General features: G+C 71.3%; 19 protein-coding genes. 12 read left to right on the top strand and 7 right to left on the bottom strand.

Annotated elements, in window-relative coordinates; genetic code table 11:
* The first annotated feature begins 100 nt into the window (after positions 1 to 100).
* Entirely contained in the window at positions 101 to 670 is a 570-nt protein-coding gene (locus ACFTQE_RS00505) for a hypothetical protein (RefSeq protein ID WP_376923223.1), read from the top strand.
* Here the strand turns inward: ACFTQE_RS00505 and ACFTQE_RS00500 are convergent.
* Entirely contained in the window at positions 639 to 1,637 is a 999-nt protein-coding gene (locus tag ACFTQE_RS00500) for an LLM class F420-dependent oxidoreductase (protein WP_376923222.1), read from the bottom strand. The genes ACFTQE_RS00505 and ACFTQE_RS00500 overlap by 32 nt on opposite strands.
* 123 nt (positions 1,638 to 1,760) lie before the next feature.
* Between ACFTQE_RS00500 and ACFTQE_RS00495 the strand changes: the two genes are divergently transcribed.
* Positions 1,761 to 2,108 carry a hypothetical protein gene (locus ACFTQE_RS00495; protein ID WP_376923221.1) on the top strand — a complete coding sequence of 116 codons (348 nt, stop codon included), beginning with the start codon at positions 1,761 to 1,763 and terminating at the stop codon, positions 2,106 to 2,108.
* A gap of 64 nt (positions 2,109 to 2,172) precedes the next feature.
* Here ACFTQE_RS00495 and ACFTQE_RS00490 read toward each other — a convergent pair whose 3' ends face one another.
* Positions 2,173 to 3,357: a hypothetical protein gene (locus ACFTQE_RS00490; RefSeq protein ID WP_376923220.1), complete on the bottom strand. Its 1,185-nt coding sequence runs from the start codon at positions 3,355 to 3,357 to the stop codon at positions 2,173 to 2,175.
* Positions 3,358 to 3,441: 84 nt separating this feature from the next.
* Positions 3,442 to 4,884 carry an FAD-binding oxidoreductase gene (locus ACFTQE_RS00485; RefSeq protein ID WP_376923219.1) on the bottom strand — a complete coding sequence of 481 codons (1,443 nt, stop codon included), beginning with the start codon at positions 4,882 to 4,884 and terminating at the stop codon, positions 3,442 to 3,444.
* A 278-nt stretch (positions 4,885 to 5,162) separates the two neighbouring features.
* Here ACFTQE_RS00485 and ACFTQE_RS00480 point away from each other — a divergent pair, with 278 nt between their 5' ends.
* Complete coding sequence (locus tag ACFTQE_RS00480) at positions 5,163 to 6,248, top strand: LLM class flavin-dependent oxidoreductase (RefSeq protein ID WP_376923218.1); 1,086 nt, start codon at positions 5,163 to 5,165, stop codon at positions 6,246 to 6,248.
* A 162-nt stretch (positions 6,249 to 6,410) separates the two neighbouring features.
* Positions 6,411 to 8,168 (top strand): PHP domain-containing protein, encoded by a 1,758-nt coding sequence (locus ACFTQE_RS00475; RefSeq protein WP_376923217.1) that lies wholly within the window; start codon positions 6,411 to 6,413, stop codon positions 8,166 to 8,168.
* A 49-nt stretch (positions 8,169 to 8,217) separates the two neighbouring features.
* Here ACFTQE_RS00475 and ACFTQE_RS00470 read toward each other — a convergent pair whose 3' ends face one another.
* Positions 8,218 to 8,457, bottom strand: coding sequence for a PLDc N-terminal domain-containing protein (locus tag ACFTQE_RS00470; RefSeq protein ID WP_376923216.1), 240 nt, complete (start codon positions 8,455 to 8,457; stop codon positions 8,218 to 8,220).
* A gap of 212 nt (positions 8,458 to 8,669) precedes the next feature.
* Here ACFTQE_RS00470 and ACFTQE_RS00465 point away from each other — a divergent pair, with 212 nt between their 5' ends.
* Entirely contained in the window at positions 8,670 to 11,033 is a 2,364-nt protein-coding gene (locus ACFTQE_RS00465) for an arylsulfatase (protein ID WP_376923215.1), read from the top strand.
* 57 nt (positions 11,034 to 11,090) lie between these two features.
* Here ACFTQE_RS00465 and ACFTQE_RS00460 read toward each other — a convergent pair whose 3' ends face one another.
* Positions 11,091 to 11,507: a transferase gene (locus ACFTQE_RS00460; RefSeq protein ID WP_179551228.1), complete on the bottom strand. Its 417-nt coding sequence runs from the start codon at positions 11,505 to 11,507 to the stop codon at positions 11,091 to 11,093.
* Between the two features lie 212 nt (positions 11,508 to 11,719).
* Between ACFTQE_RS00460 and ACFTQE_RS00455 the strand changes: the two genes are divergently transcribed.
* The 3 genes from ACFTQE_RS00455 to ACFTQE_RS00445 all read left to right on the top strand — a co-directional run bounded on the left by ACFTQE_RS00455 (position 11,720) and on the right by ACFTQE_RS00445 (position 17,082).
* Positions 11,720 to 13,513: an ABC transporter ATP-binding protein gene (locus ACFTQE_RS00455; protein ID WP_376923214.1), complete on the top strand. Its 1,794-nt coding sequence runs from the start codon at positions 11,720 to 11,722 to the stop codon at positions 13,511 to 13,513.
* A complete protein-coding gene (locus tag ACFTQE_RS00450) occupies positions 13,510 to 14,403 on the top strand; it encodes an energy-coupling factor transporter transmembrane component T (protein WP_376923213.1) in 894 nt (297 codons plus the stop codon). Before ACFTQE_RS00455 ends, ACFTQE_RS00450 begins: the two co-directional genes overlap by 4 nt.
* Before the next feature lie 198 nt (positions 14,404 to 14,601).
* Positions 14,602 to 17,082 carry an N-acetylmuramoyl-L-alanine amidase gene (locus ACFTQE_RS00445; RefSeq protein WP_376923212.1) on the top strand — a complete coding sequence of 827 codons (2,481 nt, stop codon included), beginning with the start codon at positions 14,602 to 14,604 and terminating at the stop codon, positions 17,080 to 17,082.
* A 63-nt stretch (positions 17,083 to 17,145) separates the two neighbouring features.
* On the opposite strand, the gene ACFTQE_RS00440 is transcribed toward ACFTQE_RS00445, so the two are convergent.
* The gene (locus ACFTQE_RS00440) at positions 17,146 to 18,102 is read right to left on the bottom strand and encodes an FKBP-type peptidyl-prolyl cis-trans isomerase (RefSeq protein ID WP_376923211.1); all 957 of its coding nucleotides are present in this window, start codon (positions 18,100 to 18,102) and stop codon (positions 17,146 to 17,148) included.
* 180 nt (positions 18,103 to 18,282) lie between these two features.
* Between ACFTQE_RS00440 and ACFTQE_RS00435 the strand changes: the two genes are divergently transcribed.
* From ACFTQE_RS00435 to ACFTQE_RS00420, 4 genes are read left to right on the top strand one after another with little or no spacing between them, the layout of a single operon-like run.
* On the top strand, positions 18,283 to 19,104 hold the full coding sequence (locus tag ACFTQE_RS00435; RefSeq protein WP_376923210.1) for a class I SAM-dependent methyltransferase: 822 nt from the start codon (positions 18,283 to 18,285) through the stop codon (positions 19,102 to 19,104).
* A 51-nt stretch (positions 19,105 to 19,155) separates the two neighbouring features.
* On the top strand, positions 19,156 to 19,497 hold the full coding sequence (locus ACFTQE_RS00430) for an ArsR/SmtB family transcription factor (protein ID WP_376923209.1): 342 nt from the start codon (positions 19,156 to 19,158) through the stop codon (positions 19,495 to 19,497).
* A 3-nt stretch (positions 19,498 to 19,500) separates the two neighbouring features.
* On the top strand, positions 19,501 to 20,007 hold the full coding sequence (locus ACFTQE_RS00425; RefSeq protein ID WP_376923208.1) for an SRPBCC family protein: 507 nt from the start codon (positions 19,501 to 19,503) through the stop codon (positions 20,005 to 20,007).
* Positions 20,007 to 20,624, top strand: a complete 618-nt coding sequence (locus tag ACFTQE_RS00420; RefSeq protein ID WP_376923207.1) for a dihydrofolate reductase family protein — start codon at positions 20,007 to 20,009, stop codon at positions 20,622 to 20,624. The genes ACFTQE_RS00425 and ACFTQE_RS00420 overlap by 1 nt, the downstream gene beginning before the upstream one ends.
* Before the next feature lie 30 nt (positions 20,625 to 20,654).
* Here ACFTQE_RS00420 and ACFTQE_RS00415 read toward each other — a convergent pair whose 3' ends face one another.
* Positions 20,655 to 21,494 (bottom strand): sulfurtransferase, encoded by an 840-nt coding sequence (locus ACFTQE_RS00415; RefSeq protein WP_376923206.1) that lies wholly within the window; start codon positions 21,492 to 21,494, stop codon positions 20,655 to 20,657.
* Positions 21,495 to 21,516 lie beyond the last annotated feature (22 nt).

Genomic DNA, 21,516 nt, shown 5'->3' with positions numbered 1-21,516 from the left:
GACGCCGACTCCGGGCGTAGAACTGAGGCATGCCTCCGATCACCGACCCGATTGCGGGTCTCGGACACCGAGACGGCGCTTCCGCGAAGGCGGACGGCCGATGACGCTCACGCGCATCCTGCCGACGCTTCGGCGTTCGATCCCCGACCCCATCTCGATGGATCGGTGGCCGGAGGCGACCAGCGTCACGACCACCGACGTCGCCGTGGGCGGCGTGTCGCTCCTGCGCCTCGCCGAGCTGTGCGGCACTCCCGCCGTGCACCTCGGCCGTGCGGTCGAGCCCGGCACCGGCGGCCGGGTCCCCTCGACCACGATGCACACGGGCGTCGCCGTGGTGCGAGTGCTCGAGGCATCCACGCGAGGCGGCCGCAAGGTCGTGATCGACGGCGACCTCTCGGCGCTCGACCCGGTGTGGGCAGAGGCCCGGCTCCTCGGGCGCGCCTCGGTGGCACGCGCGGTGCCGACGACGCTCAGTGCGGCGAGCGGATGCTCCGCGCCGGCGCCGATCGCGTTGCCGGGCGACCTCGAGGCCGGCGACCTGCTGGCGCTGCCCTACGCGGCGGTCACCGACGACGCGGGCGTCGCCCGACCGGCGAGCGGCTGGCACGCGAGCGACGACGGCTCCACCGGCGCGTGGGTCACCGCAGCGCGGGCACGACCTCTGCCGTGAAGAGCTCGAGTCCGGAGCGGTCGTAGGCCGCTTCGGGGAAGTAGTGGATCGCGTACCCGAGGCCGAGTTCGCGCCGCTCGGCGAGCTTCGCCGCCACCTCGGCCGGGGTGCCGACGGCGGCGTTCGGGGAATGGAAGTCCGCGATGTAGGCGGCGGTCTTCTCGGGGCCGAGGAACGGAGCGACCCTCGCCTCGATGACGGCCAGGCGCCGCGCGACGTCCGCTTCGTCGACGCCGACCACCGTGTTGAAGTTCGACGACCGGGTGATCGCCTCGAAGTCGGTGCCGAGGTTCTCGCAGTGCGCACGCAGCACCTCGCTCTTGTGCGCGAACTCCTCGGGCGTGCCCGTGAAGTTCGTGTACGAGGCGTACTTCGCCGCGATGCGGAGGGTCACCTTCTCGCCGCCGCCGGCGATCCAGAAGGGGATGCCGCCCGGCTGCACCGGCTGCGGCTGCACGACGGCGCCGTCGACCTGGTAGTAGGTTCCGTCGAGCGTCGCGCTGCCGGTCGTCCACGCCTGGTGCATGATCTCGACGCCCTCGCGAAGGCGCCCGAGCCGCTCGGGGATCGACGGGAAGCCGTAGCCGTACGCGCGCCACTCGTGCTCGTACCAGCCGCCGCCGATGCCCATCTCGAGGCGACCGCCCGAGACGTGATCGACCGTCGAGGCGACCTTCGCGAGGTAGGCGGGGTTGCGGTAGCTCATGCACGTGCACATCTGGCCGAGCCGCACGCGCGAGGTCGAAGCGGCGTACGCGGCCATGAGGCTCCACGCCTCGTGGGTCGCCTCGGTCTCCGAAGCCCGCGGCACGGTGTGGAAGTGGTCGTAGACCCAGATCGACTCCCATGCCGAGTCGGGGGCATCGGCGTACTCGGCGAGCGAGCGCATCGTCTGCCAGTGCTCGGCCGGCTCGATGCCGACGAGGTCGTGACGCCAACCCTGGGGAACGAACATTCCGAATCGCATGGGTTCCACCATATGGTCGCCGACGGGCTCAGCCGTTCGCGCCCGCCCTCCGTGGAACCCCGACCGTCGAACTCAGCGCCAGCACTGAGGTAGCCTCAGATTTCGCCCGGTACGTTCGGTCGAATGAACGGACTGCAGCACTGCGAATACTCTGCCGCCGACTTCGAGGCGATCGTCATCGAGACCACCGACACCCGACTCATCCTCGTCTCCGGCTACGGGCTCTGCGCGAGCCCGGGCTGGACCATCGAACTCGTCGCCGCGAATCCCGGCGTCGTGCCCCACCCCGAGAGCCTCTGGCTCGAACTCCGCGAGACGCCGCCCACCGGCGACCGGCCGCCCGTGCTCACCGAGACGAACGTCGAGGCGATGATCGAGGACGCGCACGCGCAGCAGGTCGTCATCCGCTTCCGCTGGCGCGATGGATTCGTGCTCCCGCTGCGCGAGCGGGTCGCCGCCGCGCGGCGCTGACGCGGGTCGCCGCCGCGCGACGCTGACGCGGGTCACCGCCGCGCGGAGCTGACGCGGCAGCTCCCTAGGCCAGCGCGAACCGCAACTCGGCCATCGCCGGACCCGACCACACCGTGCCGTCGAGGTCGTCGCTGCGCACCGTGACGACCTTGCCGCCCTTCGACATCACGAGCAGTGCGAGCTGCGGCAGCAGGTCGCCGGCATGGGTGCCGTCGCTGAGCTGCTCATCGGCCCCGTGCCCGCTCGCGAACTCGATCGCACCCGACTCGCGGTCGAGCGTGCCGTTCACCGAGGTCGTGAAGTCGAACCAGAACACCTCGACCGCGCCATCCGCCGCCTCACGGGCGATCGCCGCGAGGTCGCGCTCGACCCGGCCCGCCGTGCCCTCGGTCAGCTGACGCAGCGCCCCGTCGGCCTCGGCGACGTTCAGCCGCCCGAGCTGCACGCGCAGCGCCTCGTCGATCTCGGCGGCGCCGAGCCGGTCGGGAGCCCCCGGGACGGCGACGATGCGGCGGCCGTTGCGGATGCGGTCGATGAAGAGGCTCATCAAGGGCTCGGCGGCGAAGACGAAGAGCGGAACGCGGTCGTCGGGGTCGCGCTGCATGAGCTCCTGCCGCGTGGCGTCGGCGACGCGCTTCGCGTAGAGCTCGAAGAAGGCCTTGCGGCGCTCGTCGCCGCTCACGCCGCGGTCGCCGTGCTTGCCGCCGCGCGGCTTGTCATCGTTCTCGGGGTCGCGGTTGATGGCGTCGTCGAGGCTCTTGTCGTGCGACTCGTCGATGTCGAGGCGCACGGCCCGATCGGTCGGGGTCGCGTGCCACAGCGACCACTCGTTGGCCGACAGCGTGACCGCGAACGCCTCCTGGTCCTGACTCGGCGCCCGCAGCAGCTGGCCGAGGGTGAAGTGCGAGCCGACGTGCACGGCGTCGTCGAGCCGATTGGGCAGCACGAAGACCTCGCTGAACCCCGGGGCGACGAAGATCGCGATCGACCTGGCGAGTCCCGCCCAGATCTGCTGGTCGCCGATGATGGCATCGCGCTCGCGGCGGAGCGCCTCGAGTTCGGCGTTCGCGGCGCCCGACGACTTCACCCGTTCGATCGCCTCGTCGAACGAGCTCTTCACCGCCACCTCGGCACGCTCGCGCTCGCTCACGACGGGCGAGGTGGACGCGTAGATCGTGATCGACGGATGATGGAGCCCCGCCAGCGCGGTGAAGTCGGCTGCAGTGGGCAATGCGTAATGTACGGTCATCGTTCCTCCCCCAAGGTCGTGGCGACGACGATGTCGCTCGCACCCCAGCCTATGAAGGCCGAGGCGCGAGCGACAGTCCCCAACTCAGCCGATCGGGTGATTCGAACGGATCACCCGCGTCGGGTCGACCGCGGCCTTGACCGCGCGCAACCGCTCGAGATCGTCGCCGAAGAACCGCTCGGCGGGGCGAGCGCGCTCGGCGAAGTTCAGGTAGTCGATGCCGGCGCCCCACGGCTCGACGGCCGACAGCAGTCGGCGCAGCGACTCGGCGAGCGCCTCGCCGTTGTCGGGCATCACGATGCCGACGCCGAACATCAGGAATCCGGCATCGAACCCCGCGGTGACGCCGGGCTGCGGCGTGCCCTGAACGGATGCCGCAGCGCGCGCGACACCCGGATCCATCATGCCGCCGAGGTGGCGGACCTCGGCCGAGAGCAGTGCCGACGAGGCATCCGGACCCACCGCATCGACGAAGGCGCGGATCGCGGCCGGCGTCAGTTCGGTGAGCAGCATGCCGTCGCCGAGGCCGGGCACCGGCTGCGGCGGGTCCATGTGCAGCTGCAGGAGGTCGGCCGTCGGCTGCGGGTGCACCGTGTCGATCTCGGGCACGAGGGCGCGGAGCGGCGCGAGCAGCTCGTCGACCCGGGCCGGGTCTTCCTGCATCGCGACCTCGACGACGACGAGCGCACGGCCCGAGAGGAAGGGCGGCAGTTCCGGCATCGGCGGCAGGCGCAGCACGCGGGCGACCGAGGTGACCGAGGTCGGGAGACCGTCGGTCCATTCCGACCAGGCGGTGAACACCTCGGCGGTGCGCTCGATCGGCCAGAGCAGCATGCCGGCGCTCAGCGCGGGCACGTCGAAGAGGCCGAACTCGAGCGCGGTGACGACGCCGAGGTCGCCGCCGCCGCCGCGGAGCGCCCAGAACAGCTCGGGATCGTTCTCGGCGTCGACCCGGCGCGCTGCGCCGTCGGCCGTGACGAGCTCGATCGCGACGACGTGGTTCGCGGCGAGTCCGTGCGATCGGGCGAGCCAGCTCACCCCGCCGCCGAGCGTGTAGCCGACGACGCCGACGTCGTGCGCGGTGCCGGCGAGCGCGGTGAGGCCGAGCGGCGCGGCCGCGGCGACGACGTCGCCCCACTGGGCGCCGGCCTCGACCCGCGCGATGCGCGACTCGGCGTCGATCTCGACGCCCCGCATCTCGTGCGTGCGCAGGAGGATCGCGTCGGCGAGGCCGTCGGCCGCCGCGAGCGGGCCGGCATTGTGGCCGGTCGCCTGCGGCGCGACGGCGAGGCCGAGCTCCTTCGCCGCACGCACGGTGTGCACGACGTCGTCGGCGGTCGTCGCGACGACGATCGCGGCGGGGTGCTGGTCGACGGCGAGGTTCCAGGCGGAGCGGGCGGCGTCCCATCGCGGGTCGCCCGGGATGAGCACGCGACCGGCGATGCGGTCGTCGAGGAGCGCGAGCGCCTCGCGGAGCGAGAGCGTGGCGAGGTCGGTCGTTGCGGCCGACGGCACGGGGGTGTTCACGGATGCTTCCTTTCGGGGATCGTCGCGGGCCTGTGCGCGCACCTCGGGGCGGCGCTCCGACGGCCGCACTGGTCTCAGGCGGCGCTCGCAACGAGAACCCATACAACGTCGGCCCGGTCTCCCCCGCGTCAGGGGCCTCCCTCCGATCGTCTCAGTGGCAGCCCCGCCCGCCCATGGACCCAGGTCGCCGGTCGACCGCCGGCACCGCACGCACCGCACGGCACGGCACGGCACCGCACCGCGGAATACCCCGCGCCGCGGGCCGGTTGCCGTGAGGGATGACTCCTTCACCCCGACTCTCCGTGCTCGACCTCATCCCGGTGCGCACCGGCCAGACGAGTGCGGGTGCGCTCGCGGCATCCGTTCGCCTCGCGCAACTCGCCGACCGCCTGGACTTCACCCGGTACTGGTTCGCCGAGCACCACAACATGCCGGCCGTCGCCTCGACCACGCCGCCGGTCCTGATCGCGGCGATCGCGGCGAAGACCGAGCGCATCAGGGTCGGTTCGGGCGGCGTCATGCTGCCGAACCACGCCCCGCTCGTCGTCGCCGAGCAGTTCGCGGCGCTCGAGGCGTTCGCGCCCGGACGCATCGACCTCGGCATCGGACGCGCGCCGGGCAGCGACCCCGTCATCACGCAGCTGCTGCGCATCTCGGGGCCCACGGCCGATGTCGACCGATTCCCAGACCACATCGCCGACATCCTCTCGCTGCTCTCCCCCGACGGAGCGACGCTCCGGCTGACGAGCGGCCGCGAGTACGCGATCACGGCGACTCCGGCGGCGACGGATGTCCCGACGCTCTGGCTGCTCGGATCGAGCGACTACTCGGCGAAGCTCGCCGCGTCGCTCGGACTGCCGTACGTGTTCGCCAACCACTTCTCGGGCGACGGCCTCGAGCGGGCGCTCGAGCTCTACCGCACCGAGTACCAGCCGAGCGAGGCGCACCCCGTGCCCGAGACCTTCCTCACCGCGAACGCCTCGGTGGCTCCGACCCACGAAGAGGCGCGCGCCCGGGCTCTGCCCCAGATGCACTCGATGGCGCGGCTGCGCACCAACCGACCCATGCGGCCGCTCGAGACGGTCGAGGAGGCGCTCGCCGCCCCCGCCGACTCGATCGGCGACGAGCTCGTCGCGGCCATGGAGCAGCGCTGGATCATCGGAGACGCGGCGACCGCGGCATCCGAACTGCGCACCCTCGCCACCCGGCACGGAATCGACGAGATCATGCTCGCCCCCATCGGCGGCAGCTACGAGGGCGAACCGCTCGACGCGACCCCCGGGCGCGAGCAGACGCTCGAGCTGCTCGCCGGCGAACTGCTCGCTGGCGAACTGCTCGCGAACGACGCACCCGCTGCCGGCTGACCGAACCCGGCGCTGCGCGGGTCGTCATGGGCCCCGCGTCTCCGTTTTCGTTCGCGCGCCGGTCGACCGGGTGCAGCGATGCGTCCACCCTGCGTTCTCCCGGCAGCCATCTGCCGTTCCTACCGTACGGGCGTCCCCCGACGACTGGAGAAGCGAACGACCATGTGCGACCACAACGCCACTGAATGCACGGAGCCCCACGATGCCGACGCCGAGCTGGCGCGGCTCGGATTCTCACGCCGCGACATGCTGCGCACCGCGGGCATCGTGCTCGCCGCGGGCGCGCTGACCGGCGCGCAGTCCTTCGGAGCGGGAACCGCCCGCGCGAGCGCCCTCGGATCGACGGGAGGCGGCGGCGGGGACTCGGCGCTCACCTGGCTCGTCGGCGACCACCACGTGCACACCCAGTTCAGCCACGATGCGAAGTACCGCCTCGTCCAGCAGCTCGACGCGGCCGAGCGGTACGGCGTCGACTGGCTCGCCTTCACGGAGCACGCCAACTTCGCGCATGCGGAGCAGGGCGTCTTCTCGTCGCTCGAGCAGATCCAGCAGGAGCGGAACGAACGCGAACTGCTGATCTTCCAGGGTCTCGAGTGGTACATCCCCGCGGCCGAGCACGGTTCGGTGCTCGTGGCACCCGGTCCGGACTCCGCTCGCGTGCTGCGGGCCTTCGAGCTCGCGTGGGACGGCAAGCTCAATCGCTGGGAGCGGCCGGCGGATGCCGCGCAGCAGGCCGAATGGGAGCGCCGCGCCGCCGAGGCGATCGCCTGGCTCGGCGCTCAGAAGCGCGCCGGCGTCATCGAGGACGCCGTGGTGCTCGCGAACCACCCGCTCCGACTCGGCATCGATTCGCCGCACGAGCTCCGCGCCTGGCGGGACGCCGATCCCGACATCATGATCGGCATGGAGGGGGCACCGGGTGCTCAGGGCTCGGCGATCAGCCAGAACACCCGCGCAGGCGATCAGCGCGGCGAATACACCAACTCGCCACGCGCCGACAGCTGGCCGGGGTTCCCGGCCGACGCCTACCGTCCGTACGGCGGCTTCGACTGGGCGACCGCGACCGTCGGCGGCCTGTGGGATGCGATGCTCGCCGAGGGTAAGCCGTTCTGGATCACGTCGAACTCCGACAATCACCTGACCGTCAAGGACACCTGGGTCACGGGCGCCTATCCAGCAGGCGAGCCCTACGCGAGCCTCCCGAGCGAGTTCGACCGCTGGGCGGTGCTCGGCAAGCGCCCCGACCCCGTCGACACCGGCGCACCCCAGGGCGGCAGCGACTTCTGGCCGGGGCAGTTCTCACGTCTGCACACGGGGGTCACGACGCGCAGCTACGCGGGCGTGCTGCAGGCGATGCGCCTCGGGCGGATGTGGGTCGACCACGGACACCTGCTGAACGCCTTCGACGTGCGCGTGCGCGCGACCATGCCGGGCAAGGGTCGCGGTCGCGGCAACGGCGCGGGCAGCGGGTGGGGCAATGCGGCGGGCGCCGGCGCAACGCTGGGCGGACGAGTCGCCGCCCGGCGCGGGCAGGACGTCGAGGTGACGATCACCGTCACGACGACGGACTACGCCAACGCCGCGGGCATCGTGCCGCAGCTCGCGCACGTCGACCTCATCTCGGGTCCGGTGACCGGGGCATCGACCGACCCCGACGCGCTGCGCGCGCCAGAGACCCGCGTCGTGACGCGGTTCGACACGACCACGCGACGCGGCTCGTTCACGCTGACGCACGTGTTCGAGGACGTCGACCGACCGTTCTATGTGCGGTTCCGCGGCAGCGACGGCAAGCGTCAGGGCGCCGGGTACCACGGCGCCACGGTCGACCCGGGCGGCCCTCTGCGGCACGGCGACGGCGAGGGCGACCCGTGGCAGGACACCTGGTTCTACGCGAATCCGGTGTTCGTCGACGTGCAGTGAGGTGCGGGGGCGGCGACGCCGCTCCCGCTCCCCCCTCGCCTGGTTCCCCTCAGGCGAGCATCGCCTGATCTCCGCCTCGGCGGGACGACATGCCGCCGCCGCGCGTGATCAGGTAGACGATCGAGCCGACGAACGGCAGGACGAGGAGGAAGAGGATCCAGACGGCCTTCGCCCATCCGGTCAGCGTGCCGTCTCGGAAGATGTCGACGATCAGGAAGACGAAGATGCACAGGCACGCGATTCCGACGTAGACCCAGAAGAACACGGTCAGGTAGTCCCAGAGCGACATGGCCGTCCTTCCTCGCGGTCGGCGGAAACCGCCTGGATTCCCCTCGTGCGGCGCCGACAGCCTCATCGTGCTGGAGCGACCCCGCGCTCGCATCACGCGATCTGGGTGATTCGGCGGCTCGGGCACCCCGGTACCGTGACCCGGTCGCCACCGCCAGGAACTGCGGCCGCGGTGGCGACGGATGCCGCACTGCACACCCACGGGGGAACACCATGAAGCCAGATCGCCACGCGCGCACGATGCTGCCGATTCCCGACCGCCCGGCCCCCGGGCTCACGACCTACGACGCGAAGGACCCGGAGACGTCGTATCCGCCGATCGAGCCGCTCCTTCCACCTGAAGGCGCTCCGAACGTGCTCGTCATCCTGATCGATGACACCGGATTCGGGGCGTCGAGCGCGTTCGGAGGCCCCTGCCGGACGCCGAATGCCGAGAAGCTGGCGGCGCGCGGCCTGACGTACAACCGATTCCACACCACCGCGCTGTGCGCGCCGACCCGAGCCGCCATGCTCAGCGGTCGGAACCACCACTCGGTGGGCATGGGCAGCATCACGGAGACCGCCACGTCGGCACCCGGCAACAGCTCGCTGAAACCGAACACGAAGGCCCCGGTGGCGATGACGTTGAAGCTCAACGGCTACTCGACGGCGCAGTTCGGCAAGTGCCATGAGGTACCGGTGTGGCAGTCGTCGCCCATGGGACCGTTCGACGCATGGCCCACGGGCGGCGGCGGATTCGAGACCTTCTACGGATTCATCGGCGGTGAGAACAACCAGTGGGACCCCGCCCTGTACGAGGGCACCACGCCGGTCGAACCGCCGGCGACGCCCGAGGAGGGCTACCACCTCACGGAAGACCTCGCCGACCACGCCGTGAGCTGGATCCGCACCCAGAAGGCGCTGATGCCCGACAAGCCGTTCTTCGTCTACTTCGCCCCCGGCGCCACGCACGCTCCGCACCACGTGCCGAAGGAATGGGCCGACAGGTACAAGGGAGCGTTCGCCGATGGCTGGGACGCCCAGCGGGAGAAGACGTTCGCGAGGCAGAAGGAGCTCGGCATCATCCCCGCCGATGCGGAACTCACCGTGCGACACGACGAGATCACTGCGTGGGACGACATGCCCGCCGAGCTCAAGCCGGTGCTCGAGCGCGAGATGGAGGTGTACGCCGGCTTCCTCGAGCACACCGACCACCACGTCGGCCGGGTCATCGACGCGATCGACGGCCTCGGGGTGCTCGAGAACACCCTCATCTACTACATCATCGGCGACAACGGCGCGTCGGCGGAAGGCACCATCAACGGCGCCTTCAACGAGATGGCGAACTTCAACGGCATGGCCGCACTCGAGACGCCCGAGTTCATGCTCTCGAAGATGGACGAGTTCGGCTCGCCGACCTCGTACAACCACTACTCGGTGGGCTGGGCGTGGGCGATGGACGCCCCCTTCAAGTGGACGAAGCAGATCGCCTCGCACTGGGGCGGCACGCGCAACGGCACCATCGTCTCGTGGCCGAAGGGCATCACGGAGCAGGGCGGGCAGCGCTCCCAGTTCACCCACGTGATCGATGTGGCGCCCACGATCCTCGAGGCGGCCGGCCTGCCCGAGCCGACGATGGTCAACGGCGTGCAGCAGTCGCCCATGGAGGGCACGAGCATGCTGTACACGTTCAACGGGCCCGACGAGCCCGAGCGGCACGAGCTGCAGTACTTCGAGATGTTCGGCAACCGCGGCGTCTACTTCAAGGGATGGAGCGCGGTGACGAAGCACCGCACGCCCTGGGAGCTCATCGCCGACACCGTTCCGTTCGACGACGACGTCTGGGAGCTCTACGACGGCAGCGTCGACTACAGCCAGGCCCGCGATCTCTCCAAGGAGCATCCCGGCAAGCTGCACGAGCTGCAACGCCTCTGGCTGATCGAAGCGGTCAAGTACAACGTGCTGCCGCTCGACGACCGCACCGGGGAGCGGCTGAATCCCGACCTGGCCGGTCGACCGACCCTCGTGCAGGGCAACTCGCAGCTGTTGTTCTCGGGCATGGGCCGGCTCTCGGAGAACAGCGTCGTGAGCATCAAGAACAAGTCGTTCTCGGTGACCGCCGAGGTCGAGATCCCCGAGGGCGGCGCGAACGGCGTGATCATCGCGCAGGGCGGTCGCTTCGGCGGCTGGAGCGTCTACGTCGTCGACGGGACGGCGAAGTTCGTCTACAACGTGCTCGGCATCCAGGAGTTCGCGACGGTGGCGGATTCCGCGATTCCTGCGGGGAAGCACCAGGTGAGGATGGAGTTCGCCTACGACGGCGGGGGGCTCGCCAAGGGCGGGGGCGTCACCCTCTACTACGACGGTGAGGCGGTCGGAACGGGTCGCGTGGGAGCCACGCAGGCGATGGTGTTCTCAGCCGACGAGACGACCGATGTCGGCTACGAGTCGGGAACCGCAGTCAGTCCCGACTACACCCCGCAGACGAGCCGGTTCACCGGCACCATCAACTGGGTGCAGATCGACCTCGGAGACGACGATCACGACCATCTCGTGGACCCCGACGAGCGCCTGCGCATCGCGATGGCGCGCCAGTAGCCCGATCCGGGACGCCCGGCCGGGATCGCCGGTCGGGCGTTCGGACTGCCGCGCCGCTCAGGCGGCGAGGCCGAGTCGGCGCAGGTCGTCGCCGGAGGCGCGATACTCGTCGCCGTCGGCGATCGTGAGTTCGCGCGGCACGCGCGCTCCGTTCTGCACCTTCGCGTCGCGACCGATGCTCGCGTACGGGCCGACGACGGCGTTGCGGCCGACGACCGCTCGGCGGCCGATGTGCGCGTTGACGCCCACGACGGCGCGCTCGGCGACGATGGCGTCGCCCTCGACCCAGCCGCCCGGGCCGATCTGGGCGCCGCGTTGCACTTCGGCACCCGAGTCGACATAGGCCGTCGGGTCGACGAACGCGGTCGGGTCGACCTTGGCGGTCGTGGCCACGAGGCCTCGGCCGTTCACGTGCTTGCGGTAGCGACGCAGGATCCCGGCTTCGTCCTCGAACTCGACGTAACTGATGCCCACGTTCTCCTCCTTCCGGTGCGGTGGCTCCGCACCCGAACACTGGTACAACACCGGGGCTGACCGGGGAATTCCCGATGCCGACGGCCGGTGGACCGTCGAAGGTGGCGCGAGCGCCGAACCGCAACACGCAGGGTGCGAGGTTAGGCTTTCCTAAGCACTACGGATGCCGCGTCGCGGGCCGTCCGACCACTCCACCTCGCCCAGGCCCAGCCATGCCCCCAGCACCACTCCTCGCACTCGACCGCGTGAGCATCCGCCACGAGGGCGCGGATGTCGCGACCCCCGTCGACGTCTCGTTCGAGGTCGCCCGCGGCGAGGTCGTGCTGCTGCTCGGGCCGAGCGGGTGCGGCAAGTCGACGCTGACCCTCGCGCTCGACGGGCTCGTGCCGCATGCGGTGCCGGCCGCCCTCGAGGGAACGGTGCGCGTCGCGGGCCTCGACACGAGCGAGCACCCCGTCGGCGTGCTGAGCGAGCACGTCGCGATGGTCTTCCAGGACCCCGATGCGCAGATCGTCACCGGCACGGTGCTCGACGAGGTGTGCTTCGCGCCCGAGAACCAGCTCGTCGAGGCATCCGAGGTGCTCGAACGCGCCGAGCGCGCACTGAAGCTCGTCGGCCTCTGGGACCGCCGCGCCGAGAACCCCGACACGCTCTCTGGCGGTGGGCGCCAGCGCCTCGCGATCGCCTGCGCGCTCGCGATGGCCGCCCCGGTGCTCGTGCTCGACGAACCGACGGCGAACCTCGACCCCGCGGGCATCGACGAGGTCTACGCGGTGCTCCGCGAACTCGCGAGCGAACGCGACCATGCGGTCGTGCTCGTCGAGCACAACCTCGACGCCGCCGTCGACGTCGTCGACCGGGTGATCGTGCTCGACGCGAGCGGGCGCCTCGTGATCGACGGCCCGGCGCGCGAGGTGCTGCGGGAGCGCGCCGACGAACTCGTCGCCCTCGGGGTCTGGCTGCCCGTCTCGACGCTCGCGGCGATGCGGCTGCGCGACGCCGGCATCGTGCTCGACCCGCTCCCCCTCACGCCGGCCGAGCTGGCGACGGCGCTCGATGCGCTGCCCTCGCTCCCCGCTCCGCTCAGCGAGTCGTCGCCGGTGCGCTCGACCGCCCTGTCACCGCGGCCGACGCTCTCGATCGGCCCGGCGACGGGATCGACCGGCGCGATCGCCGTCATCGGCGAGACCGCGATCCGCGCCCGCGACCTCTCGGTGCGCCGCGGCGGTCGCCGCGGCCCGATCGTCGTCGAGGGCGTCGACCTCGACGTGTCGGCGGGCGATTTCGTCGCGATCGTCGGCACGAACGGCGCGGGCAAGACCTCGCTGCTGCAGGCGCTCGCCGGCGTGATCCCCGCGCCCCGCGGCGCCGTCGACGTGCTCGGCGTCGACCCGGCGCGCTGCGCCGCCCGGGAACGCGCCCGGCGCATCGGCTTCGTCTTCCAGAATCCCGAGCACCAGTTCATCGCGCCGACGGTGGCCGAGGAGCTCGCCCAGGGCCTGCACCTGCAGGGCGTCTCCGAGGCCGACGCCGCGCCGCGCGTCGACGCCATGCTGGCCCGCTTCGGCCTCGAGGCGCTCCGCGACCAGCACCCGTTCCTGCTCTCGGGCGGACAGAAGCGGCGCCTCTCGGTCGGGACCGCGCTCATCGCCGGCGCTCCGGTGCTCGCGCTCGACGAGCCGACGTTCGGGCAGGATCGGGCCCGCGCCTCCGAGCTGCTCGACATGCTCCGCGCGCTGAACGACGACGGCACCACCGTGCTCGTCGTCACCCACGACCTGCAGCTCGTCGCCGACTACGCGAGCCACATCGCCGTCATGGACAGCGGGCGGCTCCTCGGCGTCGGCCCCACCGTCGAGGTGCTCGCCGGCCCGCTCGTCGAGCAGGCGGGCCTGCGGCACCCGCCGCTCGCCCGGGCCACCCGCGGTCTCGCGCGGCACACCGCCTGGCATGCGGTGACGCGGATGTCGCAGCTCCCCGTCTCCTCGAAGGCGGCGGCATCGTGAGCGCGGCGCACGAGGGCGGCGCGCTCTCCCCCGAGCTGGGCGCGGCACCTGCGGAGGAGCGCGAGCACGCGCCATCCGCCGCCCTCGACCCCTTCGCCGAGCACCGCACGCAGCGCCCCGCCCGGTTCCTGTACGCCCTGAACCCGCTCGCGAAGCTCGCCGCACCCCTGCCGGTGATGGTCGTCGTCATGTTCAGCCGCGGCATCGCGCTGCCGCTCGCGTTCATCGTGTTCGCGGCGGCCGTGCTGCTCATCGGCGCTCGGCTGCCCGGCCGCGGGATCGCGGCGCTGCTCCTCGGCATCCCGATCGCGGCTCTCGTGCTCGGCGTCACGTTCGGCGTGTGGATCGATCCGTCGAGCGTCGCCGACCACCCCGCGGCATCCGTCACCCTCGTCTCGATCGGCGACTGGGACTTCACCCTCGCCGCTTACATCGTGGGCTTCGCGACCGGACTCCGCATCCTCGCGATCCTGCTGCTCTCGCTCATCGCGGGCGTCACCTCGACCGGCACCGAATTCGTGCGCTCGATGGTGCAGAACCTGCGCGTTCCGTACCGCCTCGGCTACACCGCCCTCGCCGCGCTGCGCTTCGTGCCGCGTTTCGGCCACGAACTCGAGATCATCAGGGCCGCCCACCGCGTGCGCGGCACGGATGTCGGGCGCGGGCCGATCGCCGCCGTGCGGCGCGCGCTCGGCTACATCGTGCCGCTGCTCGCCTCCGCGATCCGGCATGCCGAACGCGTCGCCCTCGCGATGGACGCCCGCGCCTTCGGCGCGCACCGCACGCGCACCGAGCGGCACTTCTCGCCGTGGCGAGTGCGCGACACGGTCTTCGTGGCGTGCTTCCTCGCGGTGAGCATCGTCATCGCCGTGCTGACCTGGGGTCGCTGAGCGTTCCAGCGCACGACGAAGGCCCCGACGGCCCGGCCGACAGACCACCGTCGCAGTCCTTCAGTGCGCAAATTTACGTTACGTATACGCCTCACCCCTTCCCTTTCGCACGTCGAGAGCATTAGCCTGTGGCGCGGCGGCTAAGCCGCCTCATCGACCACTGAAGGGATGTCGAGCGAGTTGATACGAAACGTAATCTTGAAACGAGGTGTCCCGATCGGGGCACTGGCCCTGCTGCTCGCCGTTCCAGCCACCGTCGCGACGAGCGCGGCCGCCGAAACACCGGCCTGCGGCTCAGTGCTCGGTACCGACACCCTCCCGGCTGCGTTCGCCGCCGCATCGACGGCCTTCGACGTGCCCGAGGATCTGCTGGCGGGCCTGTCGTATACGCAGTCCCGATGGGACGGACACGACGGCGCCGTCAGCGCCGACGGCGGCTACGGCATGTTCAACCTTCTCGACCACGCCCCGAGCCTCGAGCGCGGCGGCACCGCGACGGACTCGGAGCGCGAGGGCGCGTCGCCCCTCGACCGCGCCGCGGAGCTGACCGGACTCGACGAATCGCTGATCATGTCCGACGACGCGGCCAACGTGTGCGGCGCGGCCGCCCTGCTCGCCGAGTACGCCGGCCCCAAGGCCGACGCCGACGTCCCCGCCTCGTACGCGAGCGCGATCGACCGGTTCAGCGACTCCGACCGGTTCTCGGAGCGCGTCTTCGCGACGATCCGGGCCGGCGCCGAACGCAACCTCGCCGACGGCACGTCGGTGGCGCTCGCGGCCGACCCGACGCTCGTTCAGACCGCGGCCGCCGAGAACGATCCCGGCACCGACTGCCCCGTGGGCCTCGGGTGCGAGTGGATCGAGGCGCCCTACGCGAAGTCCGACCCCGCCGCCCCCGACGACACCGGCTCCTACGGCAACCACGACCTCGCCGACCGCACGGGCGAGGGCGGCCCGACGATCGACTACATCGTGATCCACGGCACCGAAGGCTCGTACTCGACCACCCTCAACCTCGTGCAGGACCCCGACTACCTGGCCTGGAACTACACGCTCCGCTCGTCCGACGGGCACGTGGCGCAGCACCTGGACCCGAAGGACGTCGGCTGGCACGCCGGCAACTGGTACGTGAACATGCACTCGATCGGTCTCGAGCACGAGGGCTACGCCGGCACATCCGGGTGGTTCACCGAGGCGATGTACCAGTCCTCCGCCGCCCTCGTGAAGCACCTCGCGGGCGAGTACGACATCCCGCTCGACCGCGCGCACATCATCGGACACGACCAGATCCCTGGCACGGTCAACGGCAACACCGCGTCGCAGCACTGGGACCCGGGCCCGTACTGGGACTGGGACCACTACTTCGAGCTCCTCGGTGCGCCGCTCGGCGGCGGCGCCACGACCGACGTGCAGGCCGGCGACCTCGTCTCGGTCGTCGCGGGTTCGGCCGACAACGTGCAGACCCTGACCGGGTGCAGCTACCGAGACGCCACGACCGGCGCCGCGACGACCGGCTGCGCGACGGACACCCGGGTCAACTACGTGGACGCGTACGCCGCTCCGAGCACGACCGCGCAAAAGGCGACGGACCCCAACCAGAAGACGAGCGGCTCGCAGCTCGTCTCGAACGTCGCGAGCCGGATCACCTCGGGCGCGCCGCTCGTGGTCGTCGCGACCGACGGTGAATGGGTGCAGGTCTCGTGGGCCGGTGCCGACGTCTGGGTGCGCAACCCGGCAGCCGCCCCGGTGTTGCGTCTGACGACGGGGGCGACGCTGGGCAACGCGGGTGCAGCGCCGGTGTCCGTCTACGGCCGCGCCTACCCCGAGGCCGAGGCCTACGCCGGCACCGACGTCGGCGTGCAGGGCATCTCTGCGCTCGAGGCCACGATCGCCCCAGGGCAGTCGTACGTGGTCGCCGACGACGAGGTCGCCGCCGACTACTACAACGCGCTCACCTTCGACGGGAGCATCCCGGGCGACCGCACCGACGTCGTCGGCACGACCGACTACGACCAGCTGTGGTTCGCGCACCGGTTCGTCTATGCGAAGGCGTCGGAGCTCGCCCTCCGCACGGCCGAGCAGAACCGGAACGCCGTCGAGGGCACCGGGGCGCCGACCGTCTCGGGCTCCGCTCGGGTGGGCTCGCGGATCGAGGCCACGACCGGCACCTGGTCGCGCAGCAGCCTCACCGGCTTCGTCTACCAGTGGCTCGCCGACGGCACGCCGATCGACGGTGCCACGGAGTCCTCGTTGACGCTCACCCCGGCCCTCGTCGGCAGCGACCTCTCGGTGCGCGTCACCACGGCAGACCCCGTGTTCGCCGTCGTGGCGCAGGAGTCGACCGCAACCCGGGTCCAGCCGGGCACGATCGAAGAGCTCCTGGCTCCGAAGGTCGCCGGCAGAGCGAGCGTCGGCCGTACCCTGACCGTCGACACCGGCGCCTGGTCGCCTGAGGGCGAGGTCGCCGTGCAGTGGCTCCGCGACGGCGAGCCGGTGCGCGGTGCGACGAAGACCGAATATCGGTTGAAGGGCCACGACCTGCGTCACCACGTGTCGGTGCGCATCACGGTCACGGCCCCGGGCTACGCCTCGAAGACGGTCGTCACCGATGCCGTGCGCGTCACCGCGGGCGCGGCGCCGCACGGGCACGGCGGACACGGCGGGCACACGCTCGGGTAGCCGAGCGCTCCGGCGAACGACGAAGGGCCGGACGGTCTCCCGTCCGGCCCTTCGTGTCGCCTGCTAGCTCGCGGCCTCGGTGCCCTCGATCTCCACGAGGAAGACGAGGGTCTGCCCGCCGAGCTCGTGCGCCGCGGCATCCGTGCCGTACGCGTACTCCGGCGGGATCGTCACGATGAGCTTGGTGCCGACCTTCTGGCCGACGAGCGCGGCGCCGAAGCCCTGGATGACGCCGTCGGTCGCGAAGGTCGCGGCGTTGCCGCCGTAGCTCTGGTCGAAGATCTCGCCCGTGGTCCAGCTCGTGCCCTGGTACTGCACGGTGACGCTGTCACCGGCCTTCACCTCGGCGCCGTCGCCCTCTTCGAGCACCTTCATCTGCAGCTCGGTCGACGGCTCGGTGTCGGGCAGGGTGACGGTCGGGGCCTCGCCCTCGGCGCCGAACTTCACCTCGGGCACGTTCTCGGTCCACTCACCGGGCGTCAGCGGCTCCTGCACCTCGACGACGTCGACGACGATGACGACGGTCTCGCCCGCCGCGACGCCGATGGTCTCGTTGCCGGTGTCGCCGTAGAGCGTCGAGGCCGGGGCGATCGTCACGGTGCGCGAGCCCACGGGCACGCAGTCGATGCCGGCCAGGAACGACTCGAAGACCTGCTCGTCGCCGACCGAGATCGTGGTCGGCTGCGAGAAGAGCGTCTCGCCGCTCGTGCCCGAGAACGCCGTCACGACGACGTTCATGGGGTCACCGGCCGCGGTCTCCTCGCCGTCGCCCTCGATGGCGATCGTGCGCTCGAGCTCGTCGGCCTCGAGCGGGGTGGTGAACGTGGCGGTCGGCGTTCCGGCGAACTCGCCTTCGACCTTCACGCCGTCGCTGAGCTCTCCGGCCTTGACGTCCATGCACGCGGCGGCTTCGGGCGTCTTCGTCGCTTCGGGCTCCGAGCCGCCGGCGCAACCGGCGAGGAGCAGGGCGGTCGCGGAGGCGAGCGCGAGGGGCGCGGCGCGGCGCATGGCACGGTTCATGGGAGGACGACTCGTTTCGATCAGGGGTGGAATTCCTCCAGTCTGCACCGTTCGGCTTTCGATTGCCTGAGTCCATGGTCACGGATTCCGCACGATCTGCGCCGCCCGCGCGATGCGGCTTCTCTGGGCGAGCCGCTCGGGATCCGCCGCATCTCGGCCGATCAGGGCCACAATGGGCGGATGGGGGACAAGTTGGGGGAACCTGATCTCGCTGGAGGATTCGCGGCTGCGGCCGCGGCATCCATCGAGCTCGACGACGCATTGTGGAATCCGATCTCGACGGCCGCGGTGGCGAGGGCGCACCCGCGGTTCGACGAGCTCGTGCTCGACGCGTGCTGCGGCGACGGGGCATCCGCCCTGCCGACCGCTGAACTCGTGGGCCCGGGCGGTGTCGTCGACGCGGTCGACTTCGCCGAGCCGCTCGTCGACGTGGCGCGAGAGCGGGCGGGCGAGCGGATGCCGCAGCTCAGGCTGCACGTCGCCGACGTCACGACGTGGGAGCCCACCGGGTACGACCTCGTGCAGTGCGTGCTCGGGGTCTTCCACTTCCCCGACCTCGACGCGGGCACCCGCCACCTGATCGAGCGCGCCCGCCCCGGCGGGAGGGTCGCGATCACGGTGTGGGCGCGCGGCGCGTTCGAACCGCTGCCCGAACTGCTCGCCGAGGCGCTGCCCGATGGCGGCGCGTCGCTCGACGACGCCGTGCCGCGCGCAGCCGGCCTCGAATCGATCGACACGGCCGGCAGCCTCGCGCAGTGGCTCACGGGGCTCGGCCTCGCGGGCGTGCGGTCGCACACGGTGCAGCGGCACCTCGACCTGACGCCCGAGCTGTCGTGGACGCTCGTCGAGGGCACCGCGCTGCGCTTCATGCTCGGCGGCCTCGGCGCTCCAGCGGTCGCGAAGGTGCGCAAGCGCTTCCTCGCGGCGATCGAAGCGCGCGGCGTGCCGTCCATCGACGTGACGACGCTCATCGCGATCGGTCAGCGCCCGGTCGAGGTGTGAGCTCGAGGCGACTCCCTTGAACGCCTACCCATATGGGTATATGTTGTTCTCATGGCACGAGCAGCGACCACATCGGACGTCTTCAACGCGATCGCCGAGCCGCGGCGCCGAGACATCCTGACCCTGCTGCGCGCCGGCGAACGGCCCGTGTCGGAGCTCGCGGAGGAGCTGGGGATGTCCCAGCCGGGAGCGTCCAAGCACCTGCGGGTGCTCCGCGAGGTCGGGTTGGTGCTCGACCGCAAGGCGGGTAAGCAGCGCGTGTACGGCCTCGACGCCGGCGGGCTGCGGGCGGTTCACGAGTGGACCGGCGGATTCGAGCAGTTCTGGAGCGAGAGCTTCGACCGACTGGACGCCTACGTGCAGGAACTCAAGCAGAAGCGGCAAGAGGAGTAGCTGATGACGACGAATGGACGAACATCGCAGGCGCAGTCCGCCACGGCCGATCGCGAGATCGTGATCTCCCGGATGATCGACGCCCCGCGCGAGCTCGTGTTCGAGGCGTTCACCGAGGTGCGGCACCTGTCGCAGTGGTGGGGACCCGAAGGGTTCACCACCACGACGCGGTCGTTCGAGTTCCGCGTCGGCGGCGACTGGGACTTCGTGATGCACGGACCGGACGGCACCGACTACCGCGAGTGGATCACCTGGACCGAGATCGTCCCGCCGGAGCGGATCGCGATGCTCCATGGCGAGTTCCACGGCGACCCGAACGCGTTCGAGTCGGTTCTCACGTTCGCGCCCGACGGGGAGTCCACCCGGATCGAGATGCTCACGGTGTTCCCCACCGCGGAGCTGCGCGACGAGGCGATCGAGCGGCACGGCGCGATCGAGGGCGGCCGGCAGACCCTGGGCAACCTGGCCGCCTACGTCGAGGAGATCGTCCGGACGAAGGCGGCCGGCTGATGGCGGGAACGGTGTTCTTCAGCGTCTCGATGTCGCTCGACGGGTTCATCGCTCCCGAGTCCCCCGAGGAGCTGATGGGGCAGCAGTGGATGGAGCTGCAGCAATGGGTGTTCCGACAGCGGTTCTTCCGAGAGAACCTGAAGCTCGGCACGGGCGGCGAGGAAGGGCGCGACAACGACATCGCGCGGGAGACGTTCGAGCGCACCGGCGCGAGCGTGATGGGCAAGCGCATGTTCGACGCCGGTGAGCGGATGTGGCCGGAGGAGCCCCCGTTCCACACGCCGGTCTTCGTCGTGACGCACGAGGAGCGCGACCCGTGGGTGCGGCGCGGGACCACCTTCCATTTCGTGAACGACGGCATCGCGTCCGCCCTCGACCGCGCCCGCGAGGCCGCCGGCGACCGAGACGTCCGCATCGCGGGCGGCGGAGAGACGATCGTGCGGTATCTCAACGCGGGCCTCGTCGACGAGTTCCACGTTGCACTCTCGCCCGTGCTGTTCGGCTCGGGAATCCGCTTGTTCGAGGGCGTCGACGCCGGCCGATGGGCCCTCGACCAGGTCGGCGCAGAGCCGTCGCCGCGCACGACGCATCTCAGATACGCCGTGCGCGCGCGGTAACCCGGGCAGGGTGGTCCCGGTTCGCGCTGCTCAGCGGGCCTCGGGGCCGACCGCGACCGCGCGGGTCTCGTCGTTCGACCACTGGCTCCACGACCCGGGGTAGAGCGCCGCGTCGATACCGGCGATCGCGAGCGCGGCGACCTCGTGCGCGGCGGTGACGCCGGAACCGCAGTAGGCGGCGACGGGCGCTCCCCCGATGACACCCGCGTTCGCGAAGTGCTCGCGCAGCGCCTCGGCCGACTTGAAGCGGCCGTCGGCGTCGAGGTTCTCGCCGCTCGGCGCCGACCTCGCTCCTGGGATGTGTCCGGCACGGGGATCGATCGGCTCGACCTCACCGCGGTAGCGGGGCGCACCGCGGGCGTCGAGCAGCACGCCCTCGCCCGGGAACGCGGCGGCCTCGTCGATGCCGATCACCGGCATGCCGCCGAAGCGGGCGGTCGCGTCGCCGGTCTCGGGCGGGACGTCGCCGGTCTCGAGCGGATGCCCCGCCGCCCGCCATGCGGCGAGGCCGCCGTCGAGCATGCGCACGTCGGCGACGCCCGCATGCCGGAGCAGCCACCACGCCCGAGCGGAGGACTGGTTGCCGAGGTCGTCCATCACGACGACGGCATCGCCGTCGCGCAGGCCCCAGCGCTGCATCGCCCTGGTGAAGGCCGCCTCGGTCGGCAGCGGATGCCGCCCCTGCCCGGTCACTCCATGATCGGCGAGCTCGTGGTCGAGGTCGACGTACACGGCGCCCGGGATGTGACCTGCGCGGTACGCGTCGGTGCCGTCGGGCTCGGCGAGCGACCAGCGCACATCGAGCACGACGATGCGCTCCCCCGAGGCGAGGCGGGCGGCGAGCTCTTCGGCGGTGATCAGGATCGGCATGCCTCCATCCTGCCTCCCCGAG

The sequence above is a fragment of the Agromyces sp. NPDC056965 genome (genome assembly GCF_042673425.1).
In the GTDB taxonomy this organism is placed as follows: domain Bacteria; phylum Actinomycetota; class Actinomycetes; order Actinomycetales; family Microbacteriaceae; genus Agromyces.
The sequence above is the reverse complement of the archived record's forward strand: the minus strand, read 5'-3'. Positions and strand labels throughout refer to the sequence as shown.